The sequence below is a fragment of the Rhodococcus sp. 4CII genome (assembly GCF_014256275.1).
In the GTDB taxonomy this organism is placed as follows: Bacteria; Actinomycetota; Actinomycetes; order Mycobacteriales; family Mycobacteriaceae; genus Rhodococcus_F; species Rhodococcus_F wratislaviensis_A.
The window spans coordinates 5,489,544-5,504,968 of the sequence record NZ_JACCFE010000002.1; the positions used below are offsets into that span (position 1 = coordinate 5,489,544).

Below are 15,425 nucleotides of genomic sequence, written 5' to 3' on the forward strand. Positions count from 1 at the left end.
TCAACATGCGGAACTCAGAGAGCACTGCCCACCCCACGTCCCGGCTGACACGCGCCGGTGATCGCCAGGACACGGCGGCCCGGCTGCTTGCCTCTGCCGCGCGCAAGTCGTACGACCCGCTGATCGAGGTCGACTGGGAGGCGCCGATCCCGGAGGATCGGTACGGCATGACCCCGGAATGGTGCAGTCTCTACGGCACCGACATGTGGGACGCCATGACCGAGGAGCAGCGCGTTACCCTTACCAAGCATGAGGCGGCCAGCATCGCCGGCACCGGAATCTGGTTCGAGCTGATCCTGATGCAGATGCTGGTCCGCGACATCTACTCGCACGACCCGGCCACACCACACGTGCAGTTCGCCCTCACCGAGATCGCCGACGAGTGCAGGCACTCCACGATGTTCGCCCGGTCCGCGCAGCGATTCGGGATTCCGTCGTACCGGCCCAAGTGGTGGATCCGGCAGAGCGCGCGGGCCTTCAAGGCCACGGCGACGGGGTCGCTGGCATACGGCGGGACTCTGTTCGCCGAGGAGATCCTCGACATGATGCAGCGCGATTTCATGAAGGACGAACGGGTGCAGCCGATCACCCGCACCGTCAGCAGGATTCACGTGCTCGAGGAATCCCGCCACATCAAGTTCGCACGCGAGGAGACGGTCCGCCGGGTGCGGAACGCGTCGTGGTTCACCCGGGCGCGGGTGCGACTCGTTCTCGGGACCACCGCCTACTTCGTCGTCACCAGCCTGGTGAATCCGCGGGTCTACGCGGCCGCCGGTCTCGATGTGGACGAAGCGAAGAAGGCCGCGAAATCGAACCGGCATTATCACGACATGCTGCGCGAGGGTTGCTCCAAGACCATCGAATTCCTCGACGCGGTGGGGCTCGTCGGCGGACCGTCCCGGCTGCTGCTCCGACGGGCGCACATCGTCCGATGAAGGAATACCGGATCGACGACCTCGCCCGCGAGGCGCGGGTCAGTGTGCGCAACGTGCGCGTCTATCAGGATCGCGGCCTGCTTCCGCCGCCGCGGAAGCAGGGGCGCACCGGCTGGTACAACGAGTCGCATCTCGCGCGGCTACATCTGATCGGGCGGATGCTCGACCGCGGCTACACGTTCGCCACCATCAGCGAACTCCTCACCGCCGCCCACTACGGACTCCAGGTCAAGGAGGTCCTGGAGACCGACGACCCGGGCAGCCGGTGGACGAAGCGCCGGCGCGCGGCCCGCCTCACGCTGGCCGAGCTTCGACGTATGTTCGGGGCACAGACCACTGAGGCCAATATCGCCCGGGGCGCCGAACTCGGTGTGCTCGTTCCCGCCGGCGACGACTATTCGGTGAACAATCCGCGTCTGGTCGAAGCGGCGCAGCTCCTCGTCGACGCAGGCATCCCGCTCGAGGAGGTTCTCGAGCAGACCGCGGCAGTGCGGCAAGGACTTTCGGACGTCGCAGCGCGGTTCGTCGCCGTCGTCGCGGACCGTTATCTCGGCGCCGAATACGAGCCGCTCGAACTCGACGAGGCGAAGGTATCGGACATCGCACAGCTCGTCGACCGGATGCGGCCCCTTGCGCACGACGCCGTCCAGTCGCTGTTCGCAGAGGCGATGGAGGAGCAGATCTCCCAGGCGCTCGAGCGGGCGGCCCGCCGGCTCGGCGAGACGCCCGAGCCGGCGAAGAACCCGGACACCAACAGAGCAAGTTAGACAGGAACAGGGGTAGGAATGACCAGCAGTTCGCGCACCATCGCCCTCGGGGCACTCGCCGGCGCGGCCGGAGTGGGTGCACTCGCCGCCGCGGCGGCGACGATCCGCCGCAGGCGCGCCACTCGCGGGTTGACGTTGTCGACCGAGGTGGCCCCGAACGAACTGCTGCGGCCCCCGACTCTGCGCCCGGACGTGACGGAGATCCTTACGGACGACGGAGCGACGCTGTATGTCCGCGCGTACGGTCCGGTGGACGGCGATCCCATTGTGCTGAGCCATGGTTGGACCTGCTCCACCGAATATTGGTACCCGCAGGTGAACGCTCTCGCCGGCGAGTACCGCGTGATCACCTACGACCAGCGCGGCCACGGGCGCAGCTCGGTGGGCTCGCTCGCGCTCGGCCCCGATGTCCTCGCCGACGACCTGTCGGAGGTGCTGAAGGCGACGGTGCGGGAAGACCGGAAGGCCGTGCTCGTGGGTCACAGTATGGGCGGCATGAGCATCATGGCGTGGGCCGGACGGCACCCCGACGAGGTGAAGAAGTATGCGAAGGCCGTGCTCCTCGCGAGCACCGCCTGCGACCGCCTGATCGCCGAGACCACTGTCATTCCGCTGCCGAATCGTTTTCCGCGCGTGCCGGTTCCGGTGGGCCGCGCCGTCCTGAGCGCACCGATGCCCCTGGTGTCCTCGCCGGTGATGACCCGCGCGATCCAGTACGTGTCGATGTCGCCGAACGCCTCGCGCGCCGAAGTCCAGTTCTGCGAGAACATCGTCCGGGACTGCAAGCCGCGGATCCGAGGCGGTTGGGGCGCCGCGCTGAGCGGCCTCGACATCCACGAGGCGCTCGACAACCTCGACGTGCCGACCACGGTGCTCGTGGGCTCCATGGACCGGCTGACACCGCCGGTCCACGCTCGCAACTTGCCCGCGTTCTGGACGAGGCCGGTCATCTGGAGCGGCTCATCGTTCTTCCCGGCGTGGGGCACATGAGCTCGGTCGAGAACATCGATGAATTCGACAAGGAGATTGTGCGGCTGCGCACTCTCTGACCCGTCGATCGCTACACCCGGAGAAATCGGGCCCACACGCGCAGGCGTGTGGGCCCGATGCCGTGGTGCCGGTGTGAGCCTTGACACATAGTTAACTGACATCTAACGTTATTTGTATCACTGTTAAACGTGACGAGGTGCGCGCCCGCCGATCCGATCTCGAAGCGATAGGAGCTCACGTTGGCTCATGTAGTCACCCAGTCCTGCTGTAACGACGCCAGTTGCGTCCCGGTGTGCCCCGTCGATTGCATTCATCCGACTCCGAACGAGCCCGGCTACGGCCGCGCGGAGATGCTGTACATCGATCCGGCCGGCTGCATCGACTGTGGCGCATGCATCGACGCGTGCCCGGTCGACGCCATCGTTCCCGACTACGACCTGACTCCGGAAACCGCGCGCTACGAGGAGATCAACGCGGCGTATTACACGAATCGGGAGCAGCTCGTTCCGGCTGCCGCGCCACCTGCCGCCGCGGTCCAGGTGTCCGAACGCGCGCTGCTGCGGGTGGCGATCGTCGGGTCGGGGCCGTCCGGCTGTTACGCCGCGGAGAACCTGCTGTCGCGCAGCGGCCTCGCCGTGGAAGTCTCCTTCTTCGAGAAGCTGGCGACACCGTTCGGGCTGATCCGGTTCGGCGTCGCACCGGACCATCAGGGGACCAAGTCAGTCGCGTCGCAGTTCCAGAAGACGGCGTCGCGGAAGAACGTGGACTTCTACCTCAATGTCGAGGTGGGAAAACACCTCACGCACGACGAGTTGCTCGCGCATCACGATGCGGTGATCTACGCGGTCGGCGCCCCCGCCGACTGTGCGCTGGGGATTCCCGGCGAAGATCTGCCCGGAAGCCACTCGGCAACCGAATTCGTGGGGTGGTACAACGGTCATCCCGATCACGCGCACCGCACCTTCGACCTGTCGGGCACGCGCGCCGTGATCATCGGCAACGGCAACGTCGCGCTGGATGTGGCCCGAGTGCTCGTGTCCGGCGCCTCCGCGCTGAGTAAGACCGATATCGCCCCGCACGCACTGGAAGCGTTGTCGGAGAGCAGGATCGAGGAAGTGGTGGTCGTCGGGCGAAGAGGACCGGCGCAGGCGGCGTACACGAACCCCGAGTTGCTTGCGCTGGGCTACCTCCCGGGCGTTCACGTCGCGGTAGATCCCGACGAGATAGCGGAGGCACCGATATCCGGTGGGCGCCCCGATTCGATCGAGGCGATGAAAGCGAGGATCGTCGCGGAGTTCGCCGCGGCCCCGCGTACGCCGGGAGATAGACGTATTGCGTTGCGCTATCTGCTTTCTCCGGTGGAGATGCTCGGGCACCACCGGGTGGAGGGAATTCGTCTGGTCCGCAACGAGCTGGTTCCGGATCCGGCGGGCAACCCTGCGGCGGTGGCGACCGGTGTTGGCGAGGACATCGACTGTGACCTGGTCCTGCGGTCGGTGGGGTACCGGGGCGTCCCGGTGGCGGGTATCCCGGTCTCGGGTGCACGCGCGACGATGCGGAACGACGGAGGCCGTGTGCTGGATCCGGATTCGGGCAACCCGATGCGGGGCGTGTACACAGTCGGGTGGATCAAACGCGGTCCGTCCGGCGTCATCGGGACCAACAAGGCCTGCGCCGCCGAAACCGTCGACGCCCTCGTCGACGACTTCCACGCCGGGCGTGTGACGGCTCCGGGCGGCGGTCGCGACGAGCTCCGCCGGCTGGTCGCGGATCGGCGACCCGACCGGATCGACTACGACGGATGGAAGACGATCGACGCCTACGAGCGCCGGCTGGGCAGGGAATCCGGCAGGCCGCGGGTGAAGCTGGTCGACACTGCTTCGATGGTTGAAATCGCCTCACGTGCAGTCATTTCCGGATGACGTACGCGCGATGATCCGATTCGCCGCACACCGAGAAAGTGATTGACGTCTCACGGCCTAACGGTATAAGGTTTATCCGGATCGGAGATGCGGCCCGCACACGATCCGCTCGACCGGCAACAGCCCGCCGTCGAGGATCGGAACAGTCTCGCCGCACGAGGTCCACCCGCACCGCGAATCTCCGGCATCCGACGAACCATCACAGAGGAGTCCCCATGAAACTTCAGGACAAAGTCGCCGTCATCACCGGAGGTGGGTCCGGGCTCGGGCGCCAGGGTGCGCAGTTGTTCGCCTCGGAAGGTGCGAAGGTCGCGGTCGTGGACATCGACGGCGACCGGGCCGAACAGACGGTGAAACTGGTTGAGCAGCAGGGTGGAACGGCGATCGCCGTCACCGCCGACGTGAGCGACGAGGCAGCCGTCTACCGCAGTGTCGAGACCACCGTCGAGCAGTTCGGCAAGCTCGACATCATGTGGGCCAACGCGGGCGTCGTCTCCCGGGGCGGTGTGCCGTCGGTGGCGGGCGGCGAACACGTGGAGTTCCAGGACCTCACGGATGCCGACTGGCAGCACGTCCTCGGAGTCAACCTCAGCGGCGTCGTGTACTCGTGCAAGGCCGCGGTGCCGGCGATGCGGGCCAACGGCGGCGGCGTCATCCTGGCAACGTCGTCGGCGGCGTCCTTCGCCGCCTATCACAGCATCGCGATGTACTCGGCGACGAAGGCCGGTGTCAACGGCCTGGTTCGCGGCCTCAGCCTGGATCTCGGGCGGTACGGGATTCGCGTCAATGCCCTCGCCCCCACGCACGGAATGTCCCCGAACTTCCTCATGGGCCCGGGCACCCCGGTGATCGGGCAGTCGTACGAGGAGACCGCGGGGCCGTGGGATCCGGGCGTCTCGCCCATTCCGCTCAAGCTGCAGCGCCCGCCGTCCCTCGTGGACAACGCGAAGGTCGCCCTGTTCCTCGCGTCCGACGACTCGGCCTACATTTCGGGTCTCACGCTGCCCGCGACCGACGGCGGCACCCTGTCGCGTGTGGCGATGATGTTCGAGGAAGACGCTCCGAATCCGACGGTTCCCGTCGACTGAACGGAGCCTTTCGATGACCATTCATGCGCAGAACCGCGCGCTGTCCCTGCAGGTCGACCGGTCCGCGTGCGCGGGCCACGGCCTCTGCTACGGCGCCGCTCCCGAGATAGTCGACTGCGACGACCAGGGCTATCCCGTCGTCGTCGCCGAACCGGTTCCCGAGGAACTACGAGACCAACTGGGTGCTCTCGTCGAGATGTGCCCCGAACGCGCGCTGAGCGTCGAACTCCCGACTTCGGAAGGCTGAGAAGCAGTGACGACCACCCAACTACCCGACAAGCTCATCGTGGACTTCGACGTCTACGACCAGACATTGGCGATGCCCGAGGACGTGTTCCAGGAACGGGCGGCGGCGCTGAGGGCCATCGGCCCGGTCGTCTACTCCACGGCGCACGGCGGACACTGGATCGTGACGCGCTACGAGGAGATCCACCAGGTCCTCCGCGATCCGGAGACCTTCTCCAGCTACCCGAACAACCTCGTCAACGCGGGCCAAGGGAAGTTCATCCCGATCGAGCTCGACCCGCCGGAGCACACGTTCTACCGGCAGGCGCTGCAACCGCTGTTCAGTCCCAAGCGGATGAAGGAGCTCGAGCCCCAGATCCGGGACGTCGTCAACGAGCTGATCGACGACTTCGCGGCGCGCGGCGAAGCCGAGTTCATCTCGGAGTTCGCCCACGAACTGCCGACGCGGGTTTTCCTGGCCCTCATGGGCTGGCCGCTCGAAGACGCCGAGATGTTCACCAAGACGACAGATGTTGCACTGCAGGGTATTCCCGGTGGAACGGAGGAGGAATCCGCGAAGGCGCGTGAGGACGCGGCCAATCAGATCTTCGGCTACTTCGGTGCCATCGTGGCCGCGGTGCGTTCGGGTGAGAACACCTCGGACAGCCTGACCGCGCAGATCATCAACACCCCGATCGAGATGGAGGACGGGGTACGGCTGCTCACCGACGAAGAGCTGTACCGCATGTTCTTCCTCCTGCTCATCGCGGGCCTGCACACCGTCCAGGGGTCACTTGCCTGGGGGATCATCCACCTCGCGAACAACCCGGGTCAGCGGCAGGAGATCGTGGACGATCCCGACACCATCCCGGCCGCGGTGGAGGAGATCCTGAGGATCGAGGCTGCCGTCATCGCCGGCCGGCGAGCGACCCGCGACGTCGAACTCGGCGGAGTCACGATCGCGGAGGGCGACCAGCTCATCGTGCTGCTCTGCTCGGCGAACCGCGACGGTGGCGAGTTCGAGGATCCCGACGAGCTGCGGATCGACCGCTCGCCCAACCGTCACCTGTCGTTCGGTGCAGGGCCGCATCGGTGCATCGGGTCTCACCTGGCTCGAATCGAGCTCAAATTGGCCATGGAGGAGATCCACCGGCGGTTGCCCGACTACCGCCTCGTTCCGGAGGACCCGCCGATCCTGCACGCCACGCAGGTACGCGGCTGCATCCGACTCCCGATCGCCTTTACGCCCTCGTCCTAGGTTCGAGGCATGTTCGAGGCAGTTGTCCGTGGTCCCGTGGGACTTCGGACAGCTGCCTCGCTCTTTTGGTGTAATGAACAGGGCGTGGTCGCCACCCTCTGTGCAACACTTTACGTGTACTGTCATTTGTATCGCGGCTCGTCGGGGTGGCCGGCCGGAAGTGACAGTGTCTGGAGCGAGGATGGCAAGAAGAAAGACCGCGGGCGTCCTGAGTCAGGATGCCGATGTGGCACGGTCTCAGATACTCGTGGCTGCCCAGACGATGATTCTTCGTTTCGGGATCGCGAAGACGACGATGGAGGACATCGCCAAGGAGGCCGGGGTCTCGCGTCCGACCGTCTACCGGTACTTCCAGGATCGCGAAACGCTCACCACCGAGTTGATCAGGTGGCGTTCCCGTCAGACGCTCGAACGCGGCCGGAAGTTCTTGATGGAGTGCGCGACGTTCGAGGACAGGCTGATCGAGGGCCTCATCTATCTGGTCTACGACGGCATCAACGATCCGATCGTGCGCATCCTCGTCAGTCCGGAACACGTCGGCGGAGATTCGTGGCTCGAGACCATCCCGCTCGCGACGAGTCTGACCACCGAACTGTGGGGGCCGATCTTCGACGACGCCAAGGCCGACGGCGAGATGCGGGCGGACATCGATACGGACGACGCCTGCTCCTGGATCACCCTCGTTCAGCTGATGCTTGCGCCGCGACTGGACAATTCGGATCCGAGCGATCCGGCGCACCGGCAGATGATGAGGCAGTTCGTCCTCCCCGCCTTCCTGCCGTAGTTCGCCCGGGTTCCCGACAGCGTCGAAGCCGTGTCCCTCCAAGGGGCACGGCTTCGTTGTGCGTTGGCACGACGCGCTCTGCTCGTCGTAAATCTAATGGACGTAGCTTCGTGGGTAAATGGCTCCAGCGGCTGGTCACGGCCCGATCGAGCGGGAATGTCTCCGCGCGGGCACATTTCGCGAGGCAATGATTTTGTGAACCACTCTTGCCTGGGCGGTCATTTGGCGTATAACGTAATACGTGCGACGTAATTTGTATCACAGTCGGACGTTGCGAACTCGGCGTCGATCGACTGCAGACCGATGAAAAGCTCTGCCGTGAAGCTCTATTCGACCACAGGCGTCACCCGGCGTGCGCACGGCGGGATCTCGACGTGCGCACGGGGAACGACTGTGGGTTCCGGCTCGAGGTCGCGAGTGCCCTGCAACATCCGAACTGGCATTGATGCCTGAATGCACGGAGGTAATGGTGGGAGTGGAGGTTTCCGTCGAGGGACTGACCAAGTCTTTCGGCTCGCAGAGGATCTGGCAGGACGTCACGTTGACTCTTCCGGCCGGTGAGGTGAGTGCGTTGCTGGGCCCGTCGGGTACCGGTAAGTCGGTGTTTCTGAAGTCGCTGATCGGTCTGCTCCGTCCGGAGCAGGGGTCGATCGTGATCGACGGCACCAACATTCTCGAGTGCTCCTCGAAGGAGTTGTACGAGATCCGGAAGTTGTTCGGGGTGCTGTTCCAGGACGGTGCGTTGTTCGGCTCGATAAACCTGTTCGACAACGTGGCGTTCCCGTTGCGGGAGCACACGAAGAAGTCCGAGTCCGAGATCCGCAAGATCGTGATGGAGAAGATGGAGCTGGTCGGTCTGCTCGGGGCCGAGGACAAGCTGCCCGGCGAGATCTCCGGCGGTATGCGCAAGCGCGCCGGTCTGGCGCGGGCGCTGGTGCTGGATCCGCAGATCATTCTGGTGGACGAGCCCGACTCCGGTCTGGATCCGGTGCGCACCACGTACATTTCGCAGACGTTGATCGATATCAATGCGGAGATCGATGCGACGATTCTGATCGTGTCGCACAACATCAATCTGGCGCGGACGGTGCCGGACAACATCGGGATGCTGTTCCGGCGGCATCTGGTGATGTTCGGACCCCGCGAGGTGCTGCTCACCAGTGAGGAGCCGGTGGTCAAGCAGTTCCTCAACGGCACGATGATCGGTCCGATCGGGATGTCGGAGGAGAAGGACGAGGCGCAGATGGCGCAGGAGCAGGCGATGGTCGACGCCGGTCACCATGCCGGTGGTGTCGATGACGTGGAGGGCATCGTTCCGCAGATGAAGGCGACGCCGGGGATGCCGTTCCGGCAGGCCGTCGCTCGCCGTCAGGGGCGGGTGCGGCACATCATGCACACGTTGCCGGAGAACGCTCAGATCGCGATTCACGAAAGCCTCGGAGCTGGCTGCCTCGACGGGGAGTGGGATTCGAACGACGCAGACACGCAGGTTCTTCCGGCGTACACAGGAGTAACACAGTGACGAGTGTGAGAGAAGCGATCGCGGCGGACACCGCGCCGTCAGGTCCGGTCGCGCCGGCAGATCGAGCCGCACCGGAGAAGCGGCAGCGGCCGCGTCTGTCGATCGACGCGGTGGGGAAATACTTGAAGGAGACGCCCATTCGAAGTCTCGAGACGTTGGGGAGATCGGCCGAACTCGCGGCGAACATATTGAGGCACACCGTATCCGACACCATTGCGCTGCGGCTGCCCATCGAAGAGGTGGCCACCCAGATGTGGAAGCTCCTCAAGGTCACCGCACTGCCCGCGCTGCTGATGGCGGTGCCGATCGGCGCCGAGGTGTCGGTCCAGGTCGGTGGAATCATGAACCAGGTCGGCGCGAATTCATTGGCGGGTGCCGCCAGTGGACTCGGCGTGGTGGGACAGGGGGCGCCGATGGCGGCGGGACTCCTGATGAGCGGTGCGGCCGCATCGGCCATCGCGTCCGATCTCGGTGCTCGCGCGATTCGCGAAGAGATCGAAGCGATCCGGGTGATGGGTATCGACCCGGTCCAGAGGTTGGTCGTCCCGCGGTTCCTCGCGATGATCGCCATCGCGCCGATGCTGTGCATCGTGATCGTCGCGGCAGGCGTGGCCGCGGGGCTGGTGATCTCCGCGAACGTCAACGACGTGGTGCCCGGCAGCTTCTGGCAATCGTTCGGTTCGTTCGCAACGCCGACCGATCTGGCCTTCTCCGTGCTCAAGTCGGTGATCTTCGCGGCGCTCGTCGTGTTGATCGCCAGCCTGCGCGGGCTCGAAGCGAAGGGCGGCCCGAAGGGCGTCGCCAACGCGGTCAACGCCTCGGTGGTACTCAGTGTCTTCTGCATCTTCATGACCAATCTCGTGGTCAGCCAGGTACAGATGATGTTCTTCCCGGCTCGGTTGGCGTGACGTGAACACACACTCCACGCGCCGCACCGGCCCCGCCGGTGGGATACTCCTGACGCCGTTTCGCTCGCTGGGTGGCGCGGTCACCTCGGCCATCGAGGAAATCGGGCAGGTCGCGGTCTTCGCCGCCAAGACGGTCGCATTGCTGCCCACGACACTGCGAAAATACCGCAAGCAGACCATGACCACCATGAACAACATGGCCTGGGGAAACGGCTCGCTCGTCGTCGACGGCGGTGTGGTCAGTCTGATGTTCTTCCTGGGATTGGCCGTGGGCGCCGTGGTGGCGATCCAGGCGTTCATGGCCTTCGATCTGCTCGGATTCGGGGCGCTGACCGGGATCATCGGATCGTTCGGCAATGTCCGGGTGATCGCGCCGATCATCACCGGAATCGGATTCGCCGCTCAGGCCGGCTGCAGGATGACGGCCGAGATCGGCTCGATGCGCATCTCGGAGGAGATCGACGCCACCGAATCGATGGGCTTGCAAGCCATTCCGTTCGTGGTCGGGACGCGTCTGATCGGGAGCATGCTCATCGTGATTCCCGGATACCTGATGGCGCTGGTGGTCAGTTTCATGACCGGCGGGTTTATCATCAAGACTTTTCATCGTCAGCCGGCGGGTACCTACGATCATTACTTCAGTCAATTCCTCAGTGTTCCCGACCTGGTGGCGTCGCTCGTCAAGGCGGTCGTCTTCTGCGCGGTCGTCACGATGATCCACTGCTACTACGGATACTTCGCGAGTGGTGGGCCGGCAGGCGTGGGTGCGGCGTCCGGGCGCGCGATCCGGGCGAGTCTCGTCGCGATCGTGGTCCTGAATTTCTGTATGACCGTAGCGATCTGGGGTCTGAGTCCCGAGCTGGTATTCAAAGGATGAGGAATGAGTAGAGCGCGGAGCCAAGACTTTCTGAGGGGCGCGCCGGGTCGTCAGGCCCGGGTGCTGAACACGGCGGGGCTGGGGGTCGTCGTCACGACGTGCGCGGTGATCGCCGCTGCCGTCTGGGTGTACCCGGGCAGCGCCGAACCGGACGGGATGCCGATCAGCATCGACATCCCGTACGTGGGGCCGGGCGTCGACTCCGGCACGAAGGTGATTTTACGGGGCGGTGAGGTCGGTGTCGTCACCGGTCTGGAACGCATGGGCGCGGATTCCGTCCGCATGGACCTTCGGCTCGACCCGAGTCAGATCGCAGGCCTGACCGACGCATTCGACGTCGACTTCCGGCCGCAGAACTACTTCGGTTCCACGGCCGTCAATCTGGTGGGCAAGCCCGGCGGTTCCGAACTGGAGGCGCATCGCACACTCGACCGCACGCCCACAGGAGATTTCACGATGTCGACCATGATCGAGAAGGGGTCGTTGACCGTCGACGGCACGCTGACGGACTCGATGATCGCCGGCCTGGACGAGGTCGTCCGGTACACCGACGGTCTGACACCCATGATCGATGCAGGACTTCTGTTCGCCGACCGGGTGGCGCAGACGCAGCAGGCCCTTCCCAGCGAACTGCTCGGGCGGGTCAACGACATCCTCGCGGTGTTCCCGGCGTTCAACCGCCAGGCGATCGATTCACTGACCCACATCTACAACAGCACGTACAACCAGCGACCCGACGGTTCGGTCGGGGTCGACGACCCGTTCATGGACGAGACCGACGCCGGTCTGACCCTTGCGGCGGGGCAATTGTTCGGACAGGCCGGGCAGTTGTTGAAATCGCACGGTGAGGAACTGACGCCCGTGACCGAAGTGGTCGGAGAACTCGCCGGCGTGGTACCGCACCTCTACGACGGCGGGGCGCGGCCCGAGCGACTGCGTGACGCTGTCGAGCGGCTGGACACCACGTTCGAGGACAGCGGCGACGGTCAGCGGCTCAACCTGCGGATTGTCCTGGACGACCTGCCCGCGCTGGCGGCCCCGCTCGCGTACACCGATGCCGCGGCGCCGGCCGGGAACGGAGCAGGCCGATGAGCAACCGCACCGGATTCGTCGTCACTCTCGTCAAGCTCGCCGCTGCGGCCGCGGTGTCCGTGCTCCTCTTCGTCATCGTGATCAGTGCGATGAAGAGTCCGGTAGACGGCGAGACGAGAAGCTATACAGCGGAATTCACCGACGTCTCCGGTCTGGGCGCGCACGGGGACATCCGGACGAAGGGCGTGCGGATCGGCAAGGTCGAATCGGTCGAGCTGATCCGGGACGGCGGGCGGAGTCTCGCGGAGGTGCATTTCACGATGGAGAAGCAGTATCAGCTCACCTCCGACACGGTCCTGGCGGTGAAGTACCAGAACCTCACCGGGGTCCGCTACATCGACGCGGAGTTTCCCTCGGATCCGGGCGACGCGGTCGATCGTCTGCCTGCCGACAAGACGCGACCCTCGTACGACATCACCGAGTTGTTCAACGGACTGCAACCGGTCCTCGCCACCATGAGCACGGACGACATCAACAGATTCACCGAGAACGCGATCTCCCTGCTCCAGGGAGACGGAAACGGCCTGTCGCCGATGCTCGCGGACGCGCAGAAACTCGCCGGTCTCGCCCACGATCGTGAACAGGTCATCTCGACGCTCACCGGCAACCTCGCGCGAATCTCCGACAGCATGGGAGGCCGGTCGCCCGAAGTCGTCGAGTTCCTGCGCTCGGTGAGTTTCCCCATCGCGAAGGCGATGTCGGTCATCGACGAATTCCCGAAGACGGCCGCGTTCGGCCCCGAGTTCCTCACCCCGATCAAACGGTTGATCGACGCCCTCGGCCTGCAACCGGGGACGGACGTCGAGAAGATGCTGTCCGACGCGTTCGAGTCGGTGCCGGACACTGCCGAAGCGCTGCGACTGCTCCCGGTCACCTTCGCCGGACTGCAGGTTCCGCAGACAGCTGTGCGCGGCCCGGACGCCCTCCGGTGCACGAATGGTGTGGCGCAGTTGCCCACCGAAGTCGAGGTCCTGCTGAGAGGGAGCGAGGTCGTCGTATGCAACCCGTGACGAAAAGCCGTGCCGGGCGGATGGGCCGAACGTCGATCGTGGCGCGGTCGCTGATCGGCAGGGAGGTGGCGCTCGGCGCCGGAGTCGTTCTCCTGCTCGTCGTCGCGCTCACGACAACCGCAGTCCTGTACGCGAACCCGCCGGGGCGCACGTCGTTCTCGTTCCGCACCGACGACGCGTCCTCGATCGACATCGGCCAGGACGTCCGGGTGGCCGGCATCGGCGTGGGAACCGTCACGGATGTGTCGATCGAGCCGGACACGGTACTGGTGACGGCGGAGATCGACCACGAGATACCGGTCGGCTCGGAATCCCGCGTCGACGTGCGCATGCTCACCCCGGTCGGCGGCTACGCGATCACCCTCGTCCCGCTCGGCGATCAGCCGCTCGGCGACGCGGCTCTGCCCGCCTCCCAGGTCAGTGTTCCGTACTCGATCGGAGACGTGCTCCAGGCCGCGCCGCACACGACGGACGACATCGAGGGCGGCACCGTCGATGCGAATCTCGACGAGGTCGCGCGGGCTCTCGACGAGAACCCGACATCGATCGCCTCGATGATCTCGGGACTCACCAGCATCGCCCGAGTCATGGATCACCAACGTGCGCAGGTGCGCACCGTCGCGGACCTCGCCGCGGAGTACCTCCAGAGCTTCGAGGCCGATCAGGGCATGGTGTTCGAACTGATCCGTCAGATCGACGTGGTCCTCTCGACGTACAACACCACTCACGCCGGTTTCAACGAGGCGTACCGGCTGCTCGGCAACGTCCTGATGACGATCCAGCCGTTCGAAGCGTTCTATCTCGACCACAAGACGGAGGTGCTCGCAGCGGTGGACCAGGCGAAGACGGTGATCGACGAATTCCGGACGTCGATGGGCCCCGCCATCGACAATCTTCAGGCGTTGCGCGGTCAGCTCGCCGAATGGATGACGCCCGACGGGATGGCCGCGATCAAGGGCGGCACACTCATGGCCTCGGACTTCTGCGTCCCCGTTGCCGGACGGACGTGCTGAGATGCCTGCGACATCACGCCTGACGGTCAAGGTGCTGGCCGTCGTCTGCGCGGCCGCCGTCGTCGGCGGTGCCGGTGTGGCGGTGGCGACGACGGGAGAGCCCGCAGACCGGTCGACGTTCTGCGCGCTCATGCCGGACGCCGTCGGCCTCTACACGGGCAACCCTGTCACCCAGATGGGTTACCAGGTCGGCCGCGTCGAAGGCATCGAACCGCAGGGCGACCACGTGCAGGTCACCTTCTCGCTCGCGAGTGGCCGATCCTATCCGCAGGATGTCCGGGCGGTCACCCGCTCGAAGTCGCTGCTGGCCGATCGGAGCCTCGAACTGGTGGGCAACTACGCCACCGGTCCGGAACTCGAGCCGGCGGAGTGTATCCCGCTGGAGCACAGCCACACCCCGAAGAGCATCTCCGAAATTGCCGGTTCGGCAGCAGATTTCATCGATGCGATCGCGCCGGACGACGGGCAGGAGAACGTTCGGGGAACGGTGGTCGGTCTAGAAACGGCACTGCGCGGTCAGGGCGAGAACGCCGCAGACATGATGAGGCATGCCGCCGCGGCGGCGGCCGATCCGGACAAGCTCGTCGCCGACATCGGCTCGTCGATCGCGAACATGGCTCCGCTGACGGACGAAGCGCTCCGGCGCTGGAGTTCGATCCGGTCGATCGTGGAACAGATGCCGGCGGTCGTGGCCGCGGGGATCGACCTGTGGCCCGGAGTCATCGAGGTGTGCGAGGGAATCGGCTGGCTGGTAGCGACATTGAACGACATCCAGCAGAACTACGGCGCCGACATCTGGCCGTTCGTGCACGGACCGGCGACCGACGCCCTGAAGCTGGCGGCGACGAGGTCGACCGACATCGCGGGCCTGATCTCGACGATTCCGTCGGTCGCGCCGTTCCTCGCGCAGCAGACGGCGCGCGACGGAGCGCTCTCCATCGCCTATCAGCCACCGACCGTGGCGACGACCGCCACCGGAGCCGAGGTGCCGATGGGCAGGCTGCTCGACCTCGTGCTCGCGGGAAGGAAATGAC

The 15,425-nt window shown here is 65.5% G+C and carries 14 protein-coding genes and 1 pseudogene; all 15 read left to right on the plus strand.

Annotation, left to right across the window (positions count from 1 at the left end; translation table 11 throughout):
- Positions 1–5 precede the first annotated feature (5 nt).
- Positions 6–935, plus strand: coding sequence for a diiron oxygenase (locus tag H0B43_RS26115; protein ID WP_252190017.1), 930 nt, complete (start codon positions 6–8; stop codon positions 933–935).
- Positions 932–1,702 carry a MerR family transcriptional regulator gene (locus H0B43_RS26120; RefSeq protein ID WP_185725288.1) on the plus strand — a complete coding sequence of 257 codons (771 nt, stop codon included), beginning with the start codon at positions 932–934 and terminating at the stop codon, positions 1,700–1,702. Before H0B43_RS26115 ends, H0B43_RS26120 begins: the two co-directional genes overlap by 4 nt.
- Positions 1,703–1,720: 18 nt before the next feature.
- Positions 1,721–2,751 (plus strand): annotated as a pseudogene (locus H0B43_RS26125) (alpha/beta fold hydrolase).
- Positions 2,752–2,931: 180 nt separating this feature from the next.
- On the plus strand, positions 2,932–4,614 hold the full coding sequence (locus H0B43_RS26130; RefSeq protein WP_185725287.1) for an FAD-dependent oxidoreductase: 1,683 nt from the start codon (positions 2,932–2,934) through the stop codon (positions 4,612–4,614).
- Positions 4,615–4,829: 215 nt separating this feature from the next.
- Positions 4,830–5,702: an SDR family NAD(P)-dependent oxidoreductase gene (locus tag H0B43_RS26135; RefSeq protein ID WP_185725286.1), complete on the plus strand. Its 873-nt coding sequence runs from the start codon at positions 4,830–4,832 to the stop codon at positions 5,700–5,702.
- A 13-nt stretch (positions 5,703–5,715) separates the two neighbouring features.
- A complete protein-coding gene (locus H0B43_RS26140) occupies positions 5,716–5,949 on the plus strand; it encodes a ferredoxin (protein ID WP_185725285.1) in 234 nt (77 codons plus the stop codon).
- Positions 5,950–5,955: 6 nt separating this feature from the next.
- The gene (locus H0B43_RS26145) at positions 5,956–7,185 is read left to right on the plus strand and encodes a cytochrome P450 (RefSeq protein ID WP_185725284.1); all 1,230 of its coding nucleotides are present in this window, start codon (positions 5,956–5,958) and stop codon (positions 7,183–7,185) included.
- A 181-nt stretch (positions 7,186–7,366) separates the two neighbouring features.
- Positions 7,367–7,969, plus strand: a complete 603-nt coding sequence (locus H0B43_RS26150; RefSeq protein ID WP_185725283.1) for a TetR/AcrR family transcriptional regulator — start codon at positions 7,367–7,369, stop codon at positions 7,967–7,969.
- A 466-nt stretch (positions 7,970–8,435) separates the two neighbouring features.
- Positions 8,436–9,491 carry an ABC transporter ATP-binding protein gene (locus H0B43_RS26155; protein ID WP_185725282.1) on the plus strand — a complete coding sequence of 352 codons (1,056 nt, stop codon included), beginning with the start codon at positions 8,436–8,438 and terminating at the stop codon, positions 9,489–9,491.
- A gap of 101 nt (positions 9,492–9,592) precedes the next feature.
- Positions 9,593–10,399 carry an ABC transporter permease gene (locus H0B43_RS26160; RefSeq protein ID WP_397517507.1) on the plus strand — a complete coding sequence of 269 codons (807 nt, stop codon included), beginning with the start codon at positions 9,593–9,595 and terminating at the stop codon, positions 10,397–10,399.
- 91 nt (positions 10,400–10,490) lie between these two features.
- Positions 10,491–11,276 (plus strand): MlaE family ABC transporter permease, encoded by a 786-nt coding sequence (locus H0B43_RS26165; RefSeq protein ID WP_378465829.1) that lies wholly within the window; start codon positions 10,491–10,493, stop codon positions 11,274–11,276.
- A 3-nt stretch (positions 11,277–11,279) separates the two neighbouring features.
- Positions 11,280–12,368 (plus strand): Mce family protein, encoded by a 1,089-nt coding sequence (locus H0B43_RS26170; protein WP_185725281.1) that lies wholly within the window; start codon positions 11,280–11,282, stop codon positions 12,366–12,368.
- The gene (locus tag H0B43_RS26175; RefSeq protein ID WP_185725280.1) at positions 12,365–13,378 is read left to right on the plus strand and encodes an MlaD family protein; all 1,014 of its coding nucleotides are present in this window, start codon (positions 12,365–12,367) and stop codon (positions 13,376–13,378) included. Before H0B43_RS26170 ends, H0B43_RS26175 begins: the two co-directional genes overlap by 4 nt.
- Positions 13,366–14,391, plus strand: a complete 1,026-nt coding sequence (locus H0B43_RS26180; protein ID WP_397517446.1) for an MlaD family protein — start codon at positions 13,366–13,368, stop codon at positions 14,389–14,391. The genes H0B43_RS26175 and H0B43_RS26180 overlap by 13 nt, the downstream gene beginning before the upstream one ends.
- Before the next feature lies 1 nt (position 14,392).
- Positions 14,393–15,424: an MlaD family protein gene (locus H0B43_RS26185; protein ID WP_185725279.1), complete on the plus strand. Its 1,032-nt coding sequence runs from the start codon at positions 14,393–14,395 to the stop codon at positions 15,422–15,424.
- The last annotated feature ends 1 nt before the right edge of the window (position 15,425 follow it).